Origin of the sequence: Reyranella soli (assembly GCF_007992495.1) — a bacterium.
Lineage (GTDB): Bacteria > Pseudomonadota > Alphaproteobacteria > Reyranellales > Reyranellaceae > Reyranella > Reyranella soli.
Window position 1 is genome coordinate 72,929 of record NZ_BKAJ01000004.1, and the last position, 17,156, is coordinate 90,084.

Sequence of the window (17,156 nt, forward strand, 5' to 3'; positions counted from 1 at the left end):
AGCATGGACCCTGCGATCGTCGATGTGGCGGAACAGGCGCGTTTGAACGCAGCGCGCGAGGCGCAGGTCCCATGGAAGAAATGGGGACCGTATCTCAGTGAGAGGCAGTGGGGCACGGTCCGAGAGGACTACAGCGAGAACGGTGACGCCTGGAACTACTTCACCCACGACCAGGCACGTTCGCGAGCCTACCGGTGGGGCGAGGATGGGCTCGGCGGATTGTGCGACGACAGGCAGCGGTTGTGTTTCGCGCTGGCGTTGTGGAACGAGCGCGACCCGATACTGAAGGAGCGCCTGTTCGGGCTCACCAACAGCGAGGGCAATCACGGCGAGGATGTGAAGGAGTACTACTTCTACCTCGATAGCACGCCCACGCACTCGTACATGAAATACCTGTACAAGTACCCGCAACGCGAGTTTCCCTATCGCGACCTGGTCGAGACGAACCGGGGCCGATCGCGCAAGGAGTTCGAGTACGAGCTTCTCGATACCGGCATCTTCGACGGCGACCGCTACTTCGACGTCTTCGTCGAGTACGCCAAGGCAGGTCCGGAGGACGTGCTGGTCTGCATCACCGTCCACAATCGCGGGCCCGAGCTGGCCCGCCTGCGCGTCCTGCCGACCCTGTGGTTCCGCAACACCTGGTCGTGGGGCGAGGATGCACGCAAACCGTCGCTGCGGGAGGCGGCGCCGGGTCTCCTTCAGGCGACGCACCCTGATCTCGGCGAGTACTGGCTGCACTGCGACGGCGCGCCGGAGCTGCTCTTCACCGAGAACGAGAGCAATGCGCGGCGGCTCTGGGATCAGCCGAACGCCTCGCCGTACGTCAAGGACGCCTTCCACGCCTGGGTCATCTCGCGACAAGCCGAGGCAGTGAATCCCGCCAGGACCGGGACCAAGGCGGCCGCCCACTATGCCCTCGAGCTGCCGGCGGGCGCCAGCACGACGGTCCGCCTTCGCCTGTCGGCCAGCAGGATGGACGATGCCTTCGGCGATTTCGAAAAGGTCGCTGCGAGCCGCATCGCCGACGCCGATGAGTTCTATCAGCGGATTGTGCCGCGGTCCCTCACCGAGGATCAGCGTCGCGTCCATCGCCAAGCGATCGCTGGCGTGCTGTGGGGCAAGCAATACTACTACTTCGACCTCGAGCGCTGGCTGCGGGAGCACCACAGCCATCCTTTGCAGGAGACCGCCGTCCGCGGCGTGCGGAACACGGAATGGTTCCACATGCTCAATGCCGACGTGATCTCCATGCCCGACAAGTGGGAATATCCCTGGTACGCGGCGTGGGACCTTGCCTTCCATACGATCGCGTTGGCCCAGGTGGATTTCGATTTCGCCAAGGAGCAGCTGCTGCTGATGCTGCGCGGTCTGTACTTCCACCCGACCGGGCAGATCCCCGCCTACGAATGGAACTTCAGCGACGTCAATCCGCCGGTGCACGCCTGGGCGACGCTGTGGCTCTACAGGTACGAGAAGCAGCTCGGCCGGGAGGATCTCAAGTTCCTGGAACACTCTTTCCACGGCCTGATTCAGAACTTCAACTGGTGGGTCAACCGGAAGGACCCGGCCGGGCGCAACGTCTTCGCCGGCGGTTTCCTCGGGCTCGACAACATCGGAATCTTCGACCGCAGCGCGCCGTTGCCGACCGGCGGCTCACTGGAGCAGGCCGACGGCACCGCGTGGATGGCGTTCTACTGCCAGTGCATGCTGGAGATCGCCCTCATCCTCGCCGAGACCGACACGGTCTACGAGGAGCTCGCCTTCAAGTTCGTCCAGCACTTCATGTGGATCGCCTACGCCATGGATCGTCGCGGAGAGCAGCACGACGAGATGTGGGACGAAGAGGACGGCTTCTTCTACGACCTGCTGCGACTGCCTGACGGCCGGGCGATGCGTTTGAAGGTGCGGTCCCTGGTCGGCCTGCTGCCGCTCTGCGCCTCGGCGGTGATCGAGCCCGACGTCATCAAGCGCTTTCCCAAGCTGATGGCGATGGTCGCGCTGTTCCGGGATCGCAATCCGGAGTTGGTATCCCAGGTGGCGCCGACGGAAGCGGGCTTCATCGGTCACAACGGGCGCAGGCTGTTGTCGATCCTCAACCGCCGGAAGCTCGAGCGCGTGCTTGGCTACCTGCTCGACGAGAAGGAGTTTCTCGGGCCGCACGGCATCCGCTCGCTCTCGCGCTATCACCTGGAAAATCCGTTCGAGTTCCATGTCGATGGCCAGGAGTACAAGGTGCAGTACCTGCCCGCCGAATCGGACACCGGCATGTTCGGCGGCAACTCCAACTGGCGCGGACCGGTGTGGATGCCGGTCAACACGCTGATCGTGCGGGCGCTGGTGAACCTGTACGCCTTCTATGGCGATGAGTTCAAAGTCGAGTGTCCGACCGGCTCGGGGCGGCAGATGACCTTGTTCGAAGTGGCGCAGGAGATCGTCCGCCGATTGACGAGCACCTTCCTGCGTGACGCCGACGGGAGGCGGCCGGTCTACGGCGGAACGGCCCAGTTCCAGGATGATCCCCACTGGCGCGACCTCATCCTGTTCTACGAGTACTTCCACGGCGACAACGGCGCCGGCCTTGGTGCCAGTCACCAGACGGGATGGACCGCCTTGGTCGCCCCCTTGCTGGATCTGTTCGCCCGGGTCGACGCCAGGTCGCTGCTCGAGGTCGAGCGCGGCAGCATCCTTGCCAGGGTCGTTCGGGAACAGGTCGGCGGCGAGCCGGTGAGAACGGGCTGAGGAGCGGCCATGCCCGATCCACGCTACCCGGCGCGCTACCAGATCAACACCCGCGTCTGGCTGACCGAGCTCTCGCGCACGTTGGGCAGACGCGGGACTCTGGACGATCTGCCCGACGCCGAGCTCGACCGGCGCGGCTCGGGTTCAGCAGGCTCTGGTTCCGCAGCGTCTGGCAAACGGGCCGGCGGCGCAGGTGGTCTCGCGCGCGCATCTCGGGTGGCGCTGTGAGTTCAGGAGCCGCTGCCCGACCTGCGCGACGACGACATCGCCGGCTCTGAGCTGCGAGCATGAAAGACGCATGAAAAATGGCACGGCGACTTGTCGCTGCCCGCGCGCCTCTCAGTGCTTCGGTTGGTCGGGTGCCGCCGCGCCCATCCCCTGCACAGCCATCGCGACATCGATGCTGCCGGCCTTCTCGAAGACCAGCGTCACCGGCACCTTGGCGTCCTTGGCGAAGGGCGCCTTCAGCTCCATGAACATGATGTGATAGCCGCCGGGCTTCAGCGCCACGGTGGCGCCGGGCGGGATCTCGACGCCCTTGTCGAGCTCGCGCATGCGCATGACGTTGCCGTCCATCTTCATTTCATGGATCTCGACCTTGTCCGAGGCGGCGCTGCGCACCGCGATCAGCCGGTCGGGCGTCGTGCCCTTGTTGGTGATGGTGACGAAGCCGCCGCCGGCCTTGGCGGTGGGTGGGGTGGCGCGTGTCCACGGCTGGTCGATCTCGAGCGAGCCGAGCTTGTAGTCGGCCGCCCACGCCGGCGTGGCGAGTACAGCCACCGCGGCGGTGAGCGAAAGCAATCGGATGAACATGACAGGCTCCTCAATGAGACTTGGATTGGGCATCGAGCCATTGGCGGACCTGGGCGAGGTCGGCGACGCCGGGCAGCACCGTCGCCTTGCCGTCGCGGTCGATCATCACGGTGCGCGGCAGTTCGCCGGCCCACGCCGGATCGATCTCGTAGCGCAGGCGTTCGTAGAAGCGGTCGGTGAAGGACCAGCTCTCGGCCTTGTCGAGACCGAAACGCGCCAGGGTCGCGTCGAGACGCTCGGGATCCTGCGGCACAGGGTCGGCGGCGACCAACACCAGGCGCATGTCGGGCCGGGCCTTCTTGAGCGCCGCCCATTGCGGCATCTCGACCAGACAGGGCGCGCAGGTCAGCCCCCAGAAGTGGATCACGGTCGGCTGCCCGGCATGGGCCGCGCTGAGCTTGGCCCAGCTTCCGCGTTCGAAAGGCAGCGGATCAGCCTTGGCCGGGCCGACCGTCGCGAGGCCGAGCAGCAGGGCGAGGAAGAGGGACAGTCTCATGGCTGGTCTCCCAGCGGGATCAGGCGGTAGCCTTCGTTCTTGGTCAGCCACGACAGGTAGGCGCGCTGCTTGTCGGCGACGAGCAGAGGATGATCGGAGGCGTCCGCCGTCTCGGCCACGGTGCGCGGTGCGCTCCATTGACGACCGCTGTCGTGGCTCACCTGCCAGCGCACCGCCACCTTGTCGCCGTCGAACTCCTTCCACACGAGATGCAGCGCCGGGCCGTTGGCCAGGAGATAGGGCCGTGACGGCTGGCGATTCGCCGCTGATAGCGGCCGCGGCTGGGAGTAGGGAGCGTCGCCGGAATCGGCTCGGGCATAGAACAGGCCCTTGCGCACACTGCCGTCGGTAAACCAGGCGACGTGGTACGAGCCGTCAGGCGCGATCGCCAGACTCGGGCCATGGTGCGGGCAGGCCTCGATCTTCCAGTCATCGACGCTGACGCGGCGCACCGGTCCAGGCGTCGCGGGATCGCGGAACGTGATCACGCCATGATCGCGGACCGAGCCCGGGAAGATGTTGCGGAACACCACGGCTGGCCGGCCGGCGCCGGCGAAGGCGAGCCCCAGCCGGCAGCATTCGCAGGTGTTGTCGAGGGCGATGGCGGTGTTGCCGAAATCCGCATCGCCGTCTTCCCAGGCATAGGCGAGAGCCGCGCCGTCATAGGCTTTGCCGGCGGCACGCGCCTTGGCGACGTTGCGCTTGTCGAGCCAGGCCGCGAAGACGCGGCCGTCAGGATCGACGCCCGCGACCTCGAAGCGCTGGCTGGTCGTGTCGGCTGTGATCGGACGCGGCTTGGTGAAGGAGGCGCCGCCGTCGCTCGAGCGGGCGAAATAGGCGCGGCCATTGAAGTTCTTGTCCTGGAAAGTGCCGAACGTGACGACGAGCTGGCCTTTGGGATCGACGACGATGCGCGCCCGCGCATCGGGTCCCCAGTCGAGGTTCATGGGATCGGGCGTCACCGTGACCGGTGCGTCGAACGTCTTGCCGAGGTCAGCCGAGCGCTGCACGACGACGCGGTCGATGTTGGGCCGCACGACCCAGAGCGCGCCATCCGGCCCAAAGGCCGGCGTGGCGGTGAACGCTTCCAGTATGCTGCCGGGCTTGCCGTGCTGATGCTGGGCAGCGGCGGTGGACCCGAACAGGACGAGCGCGGCAAGTGCAAGCAATGGACGCATCAGAACCTCACTCTCAAGCCGGCGATGGCGGTGAGCGGCATGCCGAGCTGCGGGATGGACGTCGTACTCACGGTCGACCCTTCGAACGACGTCAGCGTATAGCCCGACGCCAGGAACTGGACGTTCGTCAGATTCTGGATACTGGCATAAATGTCGACGTCCTTGGCAGGCGACCAGCGCGCTCCGAGGTCGATCAGGGTGGCGCCGTCGTTCAACTGCGTGTGACCGGTGTCGTTCCAGTACGGCGGAAAGGATTTCATCGAGGCCGTGAGGACCAGGTTCTCGATCGGGCGCCATTCGACACCGGCCGTGAACATATAGCTCGGCACCTGGCCGAGCTGCACGCCGGTGCGCACCAGCGCCGGATTGGTCGAGCTGGTGAGATAGGCGACTGTGTTGGTGAAGCTTCCCATCAAGCGGAGTTGCTCGAAGGGCTGCCAGGTGGCGATCAGCTCGAATCCCTGGAAGGTGGCGTTGCCGACGTTCTGGTATTGGCGGATCGTCGTGAAGGCCGGGCTCAGCCCCGCCGTCGTGATGAAGGGCGCCGCGCAGACCGGGTTGGTGTTGCACACCGTCACGAAGTCGATGAAGTTGTTCAGGTTGTTGTTGAAGTAGGTGCCCGACAGGGTGAAGCCCTTCCATTCGAAGTCGAGACCAACCTCCTGGCCGAAATTGGTCATCGGCTGCAGGTTGGGATTCGTCGCCGTGAAGGACGTGCCGCTGGCGAAGCTGCGGTACATCTGGTTCATGCCCGGCGCCGAGAAGTTGCGGTAGATCGCGCCGCGCAGCGTCACCTCGTCGCTGGCGTAGAACTTGAAGCCGACTCGCGGATCGAAGCTCGAGGCGCTGGTGTTGGGCACCACGTTCAGCGTGCTCGAGTTCTGGGTGAGCACGCTGGCATTCAGCGCCTGCCAGAAGTCGCCACGCAGGCCGACGGTGATGTCGACCGGCACACCGGTGAAGCGGTACGTGCCCTGCCCGAACACGCCCTGGAAGCGGTGCTCGCCGTTGGTGACGAACGCCGTAGGATTCGCGACCGCGCTGGCATAGAGGCTGTTGTAGTCAGTGATCAGCGTGCGACGGCCGTCGACGCCGATTTTGACGTCGCGCAGCGGGCCGACGTTCGCCTCGTAGAAGATCGAGCCGCCCTGGTCGGCGCTGGGCGAAGCCTCGATCTGGCTGACGAACTGGTTGGTCGCGTTGATGTTGTTCAGGGTGTAAGAGCCGCTCGCCACGTTGATGGTGCCGAACGAGCCGCTGGCCACCCAGGCGCTGGCGTTGATCGAGGATTGCTCGTCGATCTGGTAGGCGGCCCCCATCAGCAGGCGATAGGTCGACCAGTTGTTGTGGGCGAAGGTCCAGACCAGGCCGTCCTCATAGGTCTGGTTCCAGTAGGCCTTGGCGAAGAGCTTCAGCTTGTCGGTCGGCGTCATGAAGACGCTGGCGGCAAGGTTGTCGGCCTTCGACGCGGTCGGCACCAGATTGACGTTCTGGTACTGCGCGGGGGTGAGGTTATAGCCCGAGCTCTGGGCGTGGTTGTAGCTTGCCCCGACCTTGACCTTGTCGTTGACGACATAGCTGCCGGCCGCTTCGGCGGTCGAGGTGTTGTAGCTGCCGTAGCTGGCGTCGGCCGACGCTCCCGTCCGGTTGGGTTCGCGGGTGATGATGTTGATCACGCCGCCCATCGCCATGTTGCCCCACAGGCTGGTGGCGCCGCCACCCCTGATTACCTCGATGCGCTCGACCGAGTTCTTGGGGATGGTGCTCCAGTTGATGGTGCGGAAGTAGGGATCGTTGATCGGCACGCCGTCGACCATCACCAGGGTGTTGATGGTCGTGCTGGTGCCGAAGCCGCGGATATTGACCGGCTGCGCCGTCGGATGGAGCTGGCCGGTCGGGATGTTGGGCAGCCAGACGCCCGGGATGCGGTTGACGATCTGGTCGACGCCGGTCTCGGGCAGCGCCTGGATCTGCTCGCGCGTCATCAGCGTGGTGCTGACGTCGAGCTTGTCGAGCGCCGAGCCGCGGCCGGCGCTGACGGTGATGGGCGGCAGGCTGACGGGCGCCTGCTGCGCGGGTTGGGCGGGCGGCGGCGTGTCCTGCGCCTTGGCCAGCGCTGGGATCAGCGCCAGGCCCGCACATGCGGCGAACGTCGCCGCGCGAACGGTAAACATGAACAAAACTCCCCAAAAGACGAACGAACGCGACGCACGGCCAAGTGCGTCGCGGTTTCAGGCGTCAGACGGGGAGGGGTGGCGCTCGCGGTTGGCTGGGCCCGTCGCGGATGCCGACGGGCGTCTGCGCCTCGGCTGTCTCGAGCGGACGGACAGTCGTTGCCGGACGGTCGACGGAAACGAATGTCGTCGACGGCGCGGCGAGGGTCGTCGCATGGGCCAGGCCCAGGCAGCATTCGTGCGACGTGCTGGCTTTGGCCGGACGCTGCTCGTCGCCCTGCTGGGAGCCGGCCTGCTGCATACTCGGCAGGCACATCGCAGCCCAGTTGCCCGGCGCGCCGCTGCGCATCAGGGCGGCATGAGCCAGCGGCTGCAGGAAATTCAGCGTGATCGCAAACAGCGCCGCGGCCAATGCCGCCGCGCGCCAGCCCTGGTCGGAGCGTCTGCGATTCATGGCGTCAGTAGGCACCAATCGAAGCTCGGTGAAAAGGGACGTCTTGTCACCCCGAGCGAAGCGAGGGGCCTTTGAGGCAACAGGAAAGGTCCCTCGCTTCGCTCGGGATGACAGCGGAGCTTTATTTGCCGAAAGCGTCCCTTGCCACGGTAAGGATTTCCCGCGCCAGCGCCGGATCGTCGACGGCGCGCGCCAATGTGAGTGCGCCGACCATGCCGGCGTAGGTCGCAATAGCGTGGCGCCGGCGGGCTGCCGGGGTGCCGCGCTTCAGCAGGGAGACGATGCGGTCGAGCTGCTGGCGTATCCCTGCGGTGATTGCCTTGCGCAGCCCCGGGCTCTGCCGGGCCGCATCGGCGCCGAGCGCCGCCACGACGCAGCCGTTAGCCCTGTCGGTGCGATGGCGGTCCGACAGGTAGGCGGCCACGAGCTCAGGGAGGCTCTCGAGCCGCTCCTGCCACGCCGTGCTGCGCTCGACGGCATGGGCCATCGCCTCGGCCATCAGCGCGTCCTTCGACGCGAAGTGGCCGTAGAAGCCACCGTGGGTCAGCTCGGCCTCCTTCATGATGGCGTCGACGCCGACGCCGTCGAAGCCCTCGTCGCGGAACAGGCGCGACGCTGCGTCGACGATGAGCTGGCGATTCTCCATCGCCTTCTGCCGGCTGACCCGCATGAAATTACCTCACCGATGCCTGTCGAAATTATATATGACGATCGTCATCAAAGTAAATATATGACGATCGTCATTCAAACAAGGAGTTCGCAATGGCCAACCGCACCGCCCTCGTCACCGGGGCCTCCACGGGCATCGGCGCCGTCTATGCCGACCGGCTCGCCCGTCGCGGCCACGATCTCGTCCTGGTGGCCCGTGACAAGGCCAAGCTCGACGCGCTGGCCGCCCGGCTTAAGAGCGAGACTGGCGTCGCCGCCGAAGTGCTGCCGGCCGACCTCACCGACTCCGCCGACCGCAGCAATGTCGAGTTGCGCCTGCAGGAAGACAGCCGGATTGGCATCCTGATCAACAATGCCGGCACGACGGTGCCCGGTGGCTTCAGCAATCCCGACCTCGACTCGTTGGACAGACTCATCCGCCTCAACGTCACCGCCGTCACGCGGCTCGCCGCCGCCGTGGCGCCGCGGTTTGCCGCAGAGGGTGAGGGCGCCATCGTCAACGTGGCGTCGGTATTGGCGCTCGCACCGGAAATATTCCCCGGCATCTATCCGGCCACGAAAGCCTTCGTGCTGACCCTGTCGCAGTCGCTGCAGGGAGAGCTCGGGCCACGCGGCGTCTATGTCCAGGCCGTGCTGCCTGGCGCCACGCGCACCGAGATCTGGACGCATGCCGGCCGAGATGTGAATACCATCCCGGGTGTCATGGAGGTCGACGAGCTGGTCGATGCGGCCCTTGTCGGCTTCGACCGGCGCGAGCCGGTGACCATCCCGCCGCTGCCCGACGCCGCGCAGTGGGATGCCTTCTCCGGCGCCCGGATGGCGATGCTGCCCAACTTCCGCCAGTCCCACGCCGCGGCCCGCTATCGCGCTTAGGAGTCTTCTGGGACCACAGGCCTCCAAGCCCGCGGTCCCATCAGAAGACTAGAGACCCAGCGCCAACAGCCGCGGATCGCGTGTCTGGCGGGCGAACACCCGAAGCTGCCACAGCGCGGCGAGGTGCAGGCCCGGAATCTCCAGCCGACCGTCGGCGAGGTCGGCCAGGAAGCGCTCCCATGGCACGAGGTGGGTGCTGATCATCTCGCCGGCATCCAGCTCCGGCTCGGCGATCTTGCGGGCATCGAGCGCCAAGAAGGCATGGACGCGGTTGTTCTGGCGCGCCGTGTTGGCCGTCGACGAGCCCAGAGCGTGCCATTCCTCGGCGGCGTAACCCGTCTCCTCGCGCAGCTCGCGCTTGGTCGCGTCCAGCACGCTTTCGCTTTCATGGTCGGGCGTGCCGCAGGGCAGCTCGAAGGAGTTGCGCTCGATGCCGTGGCGATACTCCTCGATCAGCACGATCTCGCGCTCCGGCGTGAGCGCGATCGCGCAGATCCACTCGGGGAATTCGATGGTGTGGTAGGGCGACAGGATCGTGCCGTTGGGCACGCGCACCGTGTCGCTGCGCACCGCCAGCCAGCGGTCGCGATAGGAGTACTTCGAGCCCAGCACCTGCCACGGCGCGATGGTCGTGGCAGGCTTCTTCGGATCAGCCATCAGACGCCCATCATCAGACAGCCGTCCAGCCGCCGTCGACCACAATCTCCGCCCCCGTGACGTAGGACGATTCGTCCGATGCCAGGAACAGGATGGCGTAGGCCACCTCGTCGACCTCGCCGGCGCGGCCCATCGGCACGCCCTTCAGCGTCTTGGCGCGCGTCTCGGGGTCGGCGGTGCGGCCCGAGGTGCGCATCGGCGGCATCAGGCCGGGATGGACCGAGTTGACGCGGATGCGATCGCGGCCGTGCTGTGCTGCCGCCGCCTTGGTGATCAGCCGCACGGCGCCCTTGGAGGCATTGTAGCCGACATGGATGTAACCCTGGCCGACGATGCCGGAGATCGACGACAGGTTGATCACCGATCCGCCGTTGCCGGCTTTTTTCATGGCGGCGATGCCGTACTTCATCCCGAGGAACACGCCGGTGGCGTTGATGCCCATCAGCCGGTTCCAGGCCGCCGTGTCGTAGAGGTCCTGCTCGGCCGAACCCGAGATGCCGGCGTTGTTCACGAGCACGTTGAGCCCGCCATGAGCCGACACGGTCTTGTCGACCACCGATTTCCACTGGCCTTCGTCGGTGACGTCGAGATGCATGTAGGTGGCGGTGCCGCCTGCCTTCTTGATGTCGGCGACGACCGCTTCGCCCTCCTTGTCCAACAGGTCGGCCACCACCACGGCCTTGGCGCCCTCGCGGGCGAACAGGCGGGCGGTCGCCGCCCCCATGCCGCCCGCTGCGCCGCTCACCAGGGCCACCTTGTCCTTCATACGCATGATTCGTGCTCCTTCTTCACGCAAGCTTGACCGGCCGGCCGATCTCGCAAATTCCCGCCAATACAAGATAGAGCCAAGCCATCTCCCCTCCTTAACGACAACGGCCGTCATTGACGGGGCCGTTGCGTCCTGTTCTGATTGAGACTTGCACGCATCTTGCAGGATAGCGAGAGCGTCGCAGGGAATGACGAGAAGGGGTTTAAGGGAGCGAGTCATGAACGAACAAGAACTGCGCCGCCTGATCGGCGCCGTGAAGCATGGGAAGCTTTCACGACGAGGCTTTGCGCAAAGGATGCTGGCGGTCGGCCTGACCGCACCGATGGCAACGCAGTTGCTGGCAATCGCGGGCGTGGCGCACGCGCAGCCGAAGTCTCAGTACAAACCTGCGAAGCGCGGCGGCGGCGGCCTTCTGAAGGTGCTGTGGTGGCAGGGCCCGACTCTGCTCAATCCGCACTTCGCTGTCGGCACCAAGGACCAGGATGGCAGCCGCCTCTTCTACGATCCGCTGGCCGCGTGGGATCCCGACGGCAACCTGAAACCCAAGCTCGCCGCCTCGATCCCGGGCCGCGAGGACGGCACGCTCGCCGCCGACGGCAAGTCGGTGGTGTGGAAGCTGAAGCAGAACGTCACCTGGCACGACGGCAAGCCGTTCACCGCCGACGACGTCGTCTTCAACTGGGAATACGCCAAGGACCCGGCGACCGCCGCCACGACCGCAGCCTCCTACAACGAGTGCGTGGTCGAGAAGATCGACCAGTACTCGGTGATGGTGAAGTTCGCCAAGGCGACGCCGTTCTGGGCCGACGCCTTCGTCGGCACGCGCGGCATGATCATTCCCAAGCATCTGTTCGCCGATTACATCGGCGCTAAGTCGCGCGAAGCGCCGACCAACCTGAAGCCGGTCGGCACCGGGCCCTACATGTTCAAGGACTTCAAGCCGGGCGACATGGTGTCCGGCGTGATCAACCCGAACTACTACGAGAACAACAAGCCCTACTTCGACGCCATCGAGATGAAGGGCGGCGGCGATGCGGTCTCCGCGGCGCGGGCGGTGCTGCAGTCGGGCGAGTACGACTTCGCCTGGAACCTGCAGGTCGAGGACGAAATCCTGGCGCGCCTCGAGAAGGGCGGCAAGGGCAAGGTCGAGATCTCGCCGGGCGGCAACATCGAGCACATCCAGCTCAACTTCACCGATCCCTGGACCGAGGTCGACGGCGAGCGCGCCAGCCTCAAGACCAAGCATCCGACGCTTTCCGACCCGGCGGTGCGCCAGGCCATCTCGCTGTTGGTCGACAAGGATTCGATCGAGAAGCACATCTACGGCCGTACCGGCCCCGCCACGGCGAACTTCGTCAACAACCCGGCGCGCTTCGTCTCCAAGACGACCAAGTACGAGTTCAGCGTCGACAAGGCCAACGAGGTCCTTGAAAAGGCCGGCTGGAAGAAGGGCGGCGACGGCATCCGCGAGAAGGACGGCAAGAAGCTGAAGTTCGTCTACCAGACCTCGATCAACCAGCCGCGCCAGAAGACGCAGGCGATCATCAAGCAGGCCGCGCAGAAGGCCGGCATCGACATCGAGCTGAAGTCGGTGACGGCGTCGGTGTTCTTCTCGTCCGATGTCGCCAACCCGGACACCTACACCAAGTTCTACTGCGACATTCAGATGTACACGACGACCATGTCGCAGCCGGACCCGGAAGTGTTCATGGTCCAGTTCGCCTCGTATGAAGCCGCCACCAAGGAGAACAAGTGGCAGGGCCGCAACATCACGCGCTGGCAGAACAAGGAATACGACGACAACTACAAGGCCGCCCAATCGGAGGTCGACCCGGTCAAGCGCGCCGCGATGTTCATCGAGGCCAACAACATGGTGATCAACAACTACGTGGTCATCCCCGTTGTCATGCGCCCCGGCGTCGCCGCCACCGGGACGAAGCTGAATGCCTCGATCAGCGGCTGGGACAACAATACGTGGGACCTGTCCGACTGGTATAAAGACGCGTGATCGCTGAACGTTGCGGTTCCGGGGCTTCGGCCCCGGAATTGCATATTGTCCCGAGAGACATCTCGTGAACCGCCAGTACATCATCCGCCGCCTGCTGATCGCCATCCCCAGCCTGCTCGGGATCAGCGTCATCCTGTTCGGCATCCTCGCCATGGCGCCGGGCGATCCCTTCGAGGAACTGGCGACCAATCCCGCCATTCCGCCCGAGGTCCGCATGGCGCTGCGCGCCAAGTTCGGCCTCGATGATCCGGTATGGCAGCGCTACCTGCACTGGTTCGCCGCCATGATGCAGGGCGACTGGGGCTTCTCCTTCCAGAGCCGCATTGACGTCGACAAGCTGATCCTGCAACGCCTGCCGGTGACCTTGATCGTGGTCGGCGCCTCGCAGATCCTCGCCATCTCGGTCGCCATTCCGGTCGGCGTGCTGGCCGCCGTCCGCCCCTATTCGATCTTCGATCAGATCGCCAGCACCTTCGCCATGATCGGCTTTTCGCTGCCGACCTTCTTCACCGGGCTTGTGCTGATCCTGGTGTTTTCGATCCAGCTCGACTGGCTGCCGTTCGTCTACCGTGCCGACATTAACGCCACGGGCTGGGCCTTCTACGCGGAGCACATCAAACAGTCGATCATGCCGGTCGTTGTGCTGGGTCTTGCCCAGGCCGGAACGCTTGTGCGCTTCATGCGCTCATCCGTGCTCGACGTGATCCGCCTCGACTACGTGACGACGGCGCGCTCCAAGGGCATCGGCGAGCGCAAGGTCATCGTCAGGCACGTGGTGCGCAACGCCCTGATCCCGGTGGTTACGCTGATCGCGTTGCAGCTGCCGGCCGTGTTCGGTGGTGCCATCGTCACGGAGCAGATTTTCCGCGTACCGGGCATCGGCTCGCTGCTGATCGCGGCGATCCTTGCCAACGACACTCCCGTCGTGATGGGCGTCACCTTCGTGTTCGCCTGTCTCGTCGTCCTCTTCAACCTCATCGCAGACATCCTCTATGGCTGGCTCGACCCCCGCATCTCTTTCCGCTGAAGCGCCTGTCCAGGCACCAGCGGTCGCCGCCGCGCAGGCGCGCAAGGCGCGCTCGATCTCGCCGGCGCTCGAAACCTGGCGCCGTTTCCGCCGCCATGTGCTGGCGGTGACGGGGGCCGTTGTGCTCCTGATCCTGGTGCTGGCCGTGCTGGTCGGGCCCTACCTCTGGCCGGTGGCGATCAACGACATCGACTTCGCCGCCAAGCTGCAGGGCCCCTCGCTCGCCCATCCGCTGGGTACCGACGATCTCGGCCAGGACCTGCTGGCCCGCATGATGTACGGCGGCCGCATCTCGCTTGCGGTGGGCTTCGCCGCGATGCTGGTGGCGCTGACCGTCGGCGTGCTGGTTGGCTCGGTCGCCGGCATGTCGAGCGGCTGGGTCGACGCCTTCCTGATGTGGCTCACCGATCTCTTCCTGGCGCTGCCGACGCTGCCGGTGCTGCTGCTGGTGATGTACCTGTTCCGCGACAGCATGAAGAAGGTGATGGGCGTCGAGGGCGGGGCCTTCATCCTCATCGTGGTGGTGATCGGCGCCCTGCGCTGGATGCCGGTGGCGCGCCTGGTGCGCGCGCAGTTCCTCAGCTTGCGTGAAAAGGAGTTTGTCGAGGCGGCCCGTGCGCTCGGCGCTTCCAAGGTCCGCCAGGTTGTGCAGCACATCCTGCCCAATGCGCTGGGGCCGGTGATCGTGGTCGGCACGATCGACGTGGCCGCCGCCATCATCTTCGAATCGACCCTGTCGTTCCTCGGCCTCGGCTTCCCGTCCGACGTCCCGACCTGGGGCTCGATGCTGCGCGATGCCAAGGACTATCTCGATATCGCCGCCCACTGGGCCTTGTTCCCGGGCGCCGCCATCTTCCTCACCGTACTCGCCATCAACTTCATCGGCGACGGGCTGCGCGACGCCTTCGATCCGCGCCGCGTCCTCTAGGAGCAAGCGCCAGCGTGCCAGACACTTTCGTGCCAGACACCTTGTTGGACATCCGTGGTCTGAAAACCTGGTTCAAGACCGAGGATGGGATGGTTCGCGCCGTCGACGGCGTCGACCTGCACATCGACCGCGGCGAGACCGTGGGCGTGGTGGGCGAATCGGGCTGCGGCAAGACCGTCACGGCGCGCTCGGTCCTCAAGCTCATAGACATGCCGCCGGGCCGCTTCGAGGCGGGCCAGATCCTGTGGCAGGGCAGGGACCTGATCCCGCTCGAGCAGGCCGAGATGAACCGGATCCGCGCCCGCGAGATCGCCATCATCTTCCAGGAGCCGATGACCTCGCTGAACCCGGTCTACACCGTGGGCGACCAGATCGCCGAGGTGATCGCGCTGCACCAGAAGCTGTCGCCCAGGCAGGCGATGGCCGGCGCCGCCGAGATGCTGAGGCTGGTCAACATCCCCAACCCGCAGAAGCGCGTGCACGATTATCCGCACCAGTTCTCCGGCGGCATGCGCCAGCGCGTCATGATCGCCATGGCGCTCTCCTGCCAGCCCAAGCTCCTGATCGCCGACGAGCCGACGACCGCGCTCGACGTCACCATCCAGGCGCAGATCCTGGAGCTGATGCAGGAGATGAAGGAGAAGTTCGGCATGGCGATCATGCTGATCACCCATGCCATGGGCGTGGTCGCCGAGACCTGCCAGCGGGTGACGGTGATGTATGCCGGCAAGGTCGTCGAAGAGGCACCGGTCGAGGCATTGTTCAGCGATCCGCGGCATCCTTACACCCAGGGCCTGATCCGCTCGATCCCGCGAATCGATCGTGCGGTGAGCCGCCAGGCGCGGCTGGAATCGATCCAGGGCACCGTGCCGAGCCTGCTCAACCCGCCGGCTGGCTGCCGCTTCGCGGCGCGCTGCAAGTATGCCATGGACATCTGTACCCAGGGCATCCCGCCGCTCAAGGAAGTGGCGCCCGGCCATCGCGTGGCGTGCGTGCTATGAACGCCCCTCCCATCGTCGCTCCCATCGTCCCTGGCGCTCCCGCCGAGGAACTCCTCAAGGTCCGCGACCTGCGCAAGCGCTTCGCGATCAAGGGCGGCATCCTATCGCGCACCGTCGACCAGGTTCATGCCGTCGACGGCGTCAGCTTCGAGATCGGCAAAGGCGAGACCCTGGGGCTGGTAGGCGAATCGGGCTGCGGCAAGTCGACGACCGGCCGCTGCATCCTGCGCCTGATCGAGCCCAGCTCGGGCGAGGTCTGGTTCCAGGGCAACGATGTCACCAAGATGGATCACGGCGCGCTGCAGGCGCTGCGCCGCGACATGCAGATCATCTTCCAGGATCCCTATGCGTCGCTGAACCCGCGGCTGAAGGTGGGGGCGATCATCGGCGAGGCGCTCACCATCCATAAGCTCGCGCCGACGCAGAAGGCGATGGAAGACCGCGTCGTGCAGCTTCTCGAGACGGTAGGCCTGCAGCCCGACCACATGCACCGCTTCCCGCACGAGTTCTCGGGCGGCCAGCGCCAGCGCATCGGCATCGCCCGCGCGCTCGCTGTCGAGCCCAAGCTGATCGTCTGCGACGAGCCGGTGTCGGCGCTCGACGTGTCGATCCAGGCGCAGGTGATCAACCTGCTGGAGGACCTGCAGGAGCAGTTCGGCCTCACCTACCTGTTCATCGCCCATGACTTGAGCGTGGTCGAGCACATCTCGACGCGCGTGGCGGTGATGTATCTCGGCCGCGTCGTCGAGATCGCACCCTCGCGCGAGCTCTACGACAACCCGCTGCACCCCTACACCGAGGCGCTGCTGTCGGCCGTGCCGATCCCCGACCCGACGGTGAAGCGCAAGCGCATCATGCTGCAGGGCGACGTGCCGAACCCGATCCGGCCGCCATCCGGCTGCCACTTCCACACCCGCTGCCCCATCGCCAAGCCCGACTGCGCCCAGCGCGTCCCCGAGCTGCGCGAGAGCAAGCCGGGGCACTGGGTGTCCTGTCACTACAGAGGTTAGTGCCAGCGAGGCGTCATGGTCTTCCGGACCGCGAGCCTCCGGCTCGCTCATGATTCTTGAGCGAGCTGGAGGCTCGCGGTCCAGAAGAGTCTGAGAATTCCTGATCGTAGACCGGTGCGTCCGGCCTCTGGCGATCGAGAGACTCCCGGTACTTCACGCAGCCGCGCAAAAACTTCGGCCACGGTGGCACGGCGATCTCGGGCTTGATCGGCTCGGGCAGCAGGCCCCAGAGCTGCGGATGGTGCCAGCAGAGATCGTGGCCGGAGCTGTCGCGATGTTCGCGGATGCCTGCGCGCAGGCGCTTCACTTCGAAAATCAGCTCCTCGCGGCTCAACCGCTCGAGATCCTCGTCCACGG

16 protein-coding genes and 1 pseudogene are annotated in these 17,156 nt (G+C 65.7%); 8 read left to right on the plus strand and 9 right to left on the minus strand.

Going from position 1 to position 17,156, the window contains the following annotated elements; translation table 11 throughout:
- Window positions 1–3 precede the first annotated feature (3 nt).
- Both RSO01_RS01010 and RSO01_RS01015 read left to right on the plus strand, forming a co-directional pair.
- Window positions 4–2,742 (plus strand): MGH1-like glycoside hydrolase domain-containing protein, encoded by a 2,739-nt coding sequence (locus tag RSO01_RS01010; protein WP_147145264.1) that lies wholly within the window; start codon window positions 4–6, stop codon window positions 2,740–2,742.
- Between the two features lie 9 nt (window positions 2,743–2,751).
- The gene (locus tag RSO01_RS01015) at window positions 2,752–2,970 is read left to right on the plus strand and encodes a hypothetical protein (protein ID WP_174825906.1); all 219 of its coding nucleotides are present in this window, start codon (window positions 2,752–2,754) and stop codon (window positions 2,968–2,970) included.
- A gap of 111 nt (window positions 2,971–3,081) precedes the next feature.
- On the opposite strand, the gene RSO01_RS01020 is transcribed toward RSO01_RS01015, so the two are convergent.
- The 6 genes from RSO01_RS01020 to RSO01_RS01045 form a co-directional block, all read right to left on the minus strand.
- The gene (locus RSO01_RS01020; RefSeq protein WP_147145266.1) at window positions 3,082–3,555 is read right to left on the minus strand and encodes a copper chaperone PCu(A)C; all 474 of its coding nucleotides are present in this window, start codon (window positions 3,553–3,555) and stop codon (window positions 3,082–3,084) included.
- Window positions 3,556–3,565: 10 nt separating this feature from the next.
- Entirely contained in the window at window positions 3,566–4,051 is a 486-nt protein-coding gene (locus RSO01_RS01025) for a TlpA family protein disulfide reductase (RefSeq protein ID WP_147145267.1), read from the minus strand.
- Window positions 4,048–5,229, minus strand: coding sequence for a sialidase family protein (locus RSO01_RS01030; protein WP_147145269.1), 1,182 nt, complete (start codon window positions 5,227–5,229; stop codon window positions 4,048–4,050). Before RSO01_RS01030 ends, RSO01_RS01025 begins: the two co-directional genes overlap by 4 nt.
- On the minus strand, window positions 5,229–7,403 hold the full coding sequence (locus RSO01_RS01035) for a TonB-dependent receptor (RefSeq protein ID WP_147145271.1): 2,175 nt from the start codon (window positions 7,401–7,403) through the stop codon (window positions 5,229–5,231). The genes RSO01_RS01030 and RSO01_RS01035 overlap by 1 nt, the downstream gene beginning before the upstream one ends.
- Window positions 7,404–7,467: 64 nt before the next feature.
- Window positions 7,468–7,857, minus strand: a complete 390-nt coding sequence (locus tag RSO01_RS01040) for a DUF2946 family protein (RefSeq protein WP_147145273.1) — start codon at window positions 7,855–7,857, stop codon at window positions 7,468–7,470.
- Between the two features lie 121 nt (window positions 7,858–7,978).
- Window positions 7,979–8,527: a TetR/AcrR family transcriptional regulator gene (locus tag RSO01_RS01045; RefSeq protein ID WP_147145275.1), complete on the minus strand. Its 549-nt coding sequence runs from the start codon at window positions 8,525–8,527 to the stop codon at window positions 7,979–7,981.
- A gap of 92 nt (window positions 8,528–8,619) precedes the next feature.
- Here RSO01_RS01045 and RSO01_RS01050 point away from each other — a divergent pair, with 92 nt between their 5' ends.
- Window positions 8,620–9,399, plus strand: a complete 780-nt coding sequence (locus tag RSO01_RS01050; protein ID WP_147145277.1) for an SDR family NAD(P)-dependent oxidoreductase — start codon at window positions 8,620–8,622, stop codon at window positions 9,397–9,399.
- 48 nt (window positions 9,400–9,447) lie between these two features.
- Here the strand turns inward: RSO01_RS01050 and RSO01_RS01055 are convergent, their stop codons facing one another.
- Both RSO01_RS01055 and RSO01_RS01060 read right to left on the minus strand, forming a co-directional pair.
- Window positions 9,448–10,056 (minus strand): NUDIX hydrolase, encoded by a 609-nt coding sequence (locus RSO01_RS01055; RefSeq protein WP_147145279.1) that lies wholly within the window; start codon window positions 10,054–10,056, stop codon window positions 9,448–9,450.
- A 13-nt stretch (window positions 10,057–10,069) separates the two neighbouring features.
- A complete protein-coding gene (locus RSO01_RS01060; protein WP_147145281.1) occupies window positions 10,070–10,828 on the minus strand; it encodes a glucose 1-dehydrogenase in 759 nt (252 codons plus the stop codon).
- 214 nt (window positions 10,829–11,042) lie between these two features.
- Here RSO01_RS01060 and RSO01_RS01065 point away from each other — a divergent pair, with 214 nt between their 5' ends.
- The 5 genes from RSO01_RS01065 (at window position 11,043) to RSO01_RS01085 (ending at window position 16,799) form a co-directional block, all read left to right on the plus strand.
- On the plus strand, window positions 11,043–12,833 hold the full coding sequence (locus tag RSO01_RS01065) for a peptide ABC transporter substrate-binding protein (protein WP_147145283.1): 1,791 nt from the start codon (window positions 11,043–11,045) through the stop codon (window positions 12,831–12,833).
- A gap of 64 nt (window positions 12,834–12,897) precedes the next feature.
- Window positions 12,898–13,860: an ABC transporter permease gene (locus RSO01_RS01070; RefSeq protein WP_246157930.1), complete on the plus strand. Its 963-nt coding sequence runs from the start codon at window positions 12,898–12,900 to the stop codon at window positions 13,858–13,860.
- Entirely contained in the window at window positions 13,826–14,788 is a 963-nt protein-coding gene (locus RSO01_RS01075) for an ABC transporter permease (protein ID WP_147145285.1), read from the plus strand. Before RSO01_RS01070 ends, RSO01_RS01075 begins: the two co-directional genes overlap by 35 nt.
- Window positions 14,789–14,877: 89 nt before the next feature.
- The gene (locus RSO01_RS01080) at window positions 14,878–15,789 is read left to right on the plus strand and encodes an ABC transporter ATP-binding protein (RefSeq protein ID WP_147145691.1); all 912 of its coding nucleotides are present in this window, start codon (window positions 14,878–14,880) and stop codon (window positions 15,787–15,789) included.
- The gene (locus RSO01_RS01085; RefSeq protein WP_147145287.1) at window positions 15,786–16,799 is read left to right on the plus strand and encodes an ABC transporter ATP-binding protein; all 1,014 of its coding nucleotides are present in this window, start codon (window positions 15,786–15,788) and stop codon (window positions 16,797–16,799) included. The genes RSO01_RS01080 and RSO01_RS01085 overlap by 4 nt, the downstream gene beginning before the upstream one ends.
- A gap of 88 nt (window positions 16,800–16,887) precedes the next feature.
- On the opposite strand, the pseudogene RSO01_RS01090 reads toward RSO01_RS01085, so the two are convergent.
- A pseudogene (locus tag RSO01_RS01090) lies at window positions 16,888–17,154 on the minus strand (hypothetical protein); the annotation flags it as partial.
- Window positions 17,155–17,156: the final 2 nt, after the last annotated feature.

What these genes read in the sequence shown, in the direction of transcription:
- RSO01_RS01080 (WP_147145691.1), top strand. Translation starts at nt 14,878, where the DNA reads ATGGTTCGCGCCGTCGACGGCGTCGACCTGCACATCGACCGCGGCGAG.
- RSO01_RS01035 (WP_147145271.1), bottom strand. Translation starts at nt 7,403, where the DNA reads ATGTTTACCGTTCGCGCGGCGACGTTCGCCGCATGTGCGGGCCTGGCG.
- RSO01_RS01055 (WP_147145279.1), bottom strand. Translation starts at nt 10,056, where the DNA reads ATGGCTGATCCGAAGAAGCCTGCCACGACCATCGCGCCGTGGCAGGTG.
- RSO01_RS01025 (WP_147145267.1), bottom strand. Translation starts at nt 4,051, where the DNA reads ATGAGACTGTCCCTCTTCCTCGCCCTGCTGCTCGGCCTCGCGACGGTC.
- RSO01_RS01015 (WP_174825906.1), top strand. Translation starts at nt 2,752, where the DNA reads ATGCCCGATCCACGCTACCCGGCGCGCTACCAGATCAACACCCGCGTC.
- RSO01_RS01060 (WP_147145281.1), bottom strand. Translation starts at nt 10,828, where the DNA reads ATGCGTATGAAGGACAAGGTGGCCCTGGTGAGCGGCGCAGCGGGCGGC.
- RSO01_RS01040 (WP_147145273.1), bottom strand. Translation starts at nt 7,857, where the DNA reads ATGAATCGCAGACGCTCCGACCAGGGCTGGCGCGCGGCGGCATTGGCC.
- RSO01_RS01065 (WP_147145283.1), top strand. Translation starts at nt 11,043, where the DNA reads ATGAACGAACAAGAACTGCGCCGCCTGATCGGCGCCGTGAAGCATGGG.
- RSO01_RS01030 (WP_147145269.1), bottom strand. Translation starts at nt 5,229, where the DNA reads ATGCGTCCATTGCTTGCACTTGCCGCGCTCGTCCTGTTCGGGTCCACC.
- RSO01_RS01075 (WP_147145285.1), top strand. Translation starts at nt 13,826, where the DNA reads ATGGCTGGCTCGACCCCCGCATCTCTTTCCGCTGAAGCGCCTGTCCAG.
- RSO01_RS01085 (WP_147145287.1), top strand. Translation starts at nt 15,786, where the DNA reads ATGAACGCCCCTCCCATCGTCGCTCCCATCGTCCCTGGCGCTCCCGCC.
- RSO01_RS01010 (WP_147145264.1), top strand. Translation starts at nt 4, where the DNA reads ATGGACCCTGCGATCGTCGATGTGGCGGAACAGGCGCGTTTGAACGCA.
- RSO01_RS01045 (WP_147145275.1), bottom strand. Translation starts at nt 8,527, where the DNA reads ATGCGGGTCAGCCGGCAGAAGGCGATGGAGAATCGCCAGCTCATCGTC.
- RSO01_RS01050 (WP_147145277.1), top strand. Translation starts at nt 8,620, where the DNA reads ATGGCCAACCGCACCGCCCTCGTCACCGGGGCCTCCACGGGCATCGGC.
- RSO01_RS01020 (WP_147145266.1), bottom strand. Translation starts at nt 3,555, where the DNA reads ATGTTCATCCGATTGCTTTCGCTCACCGCCGCGGTGGCTGTACTCGCC.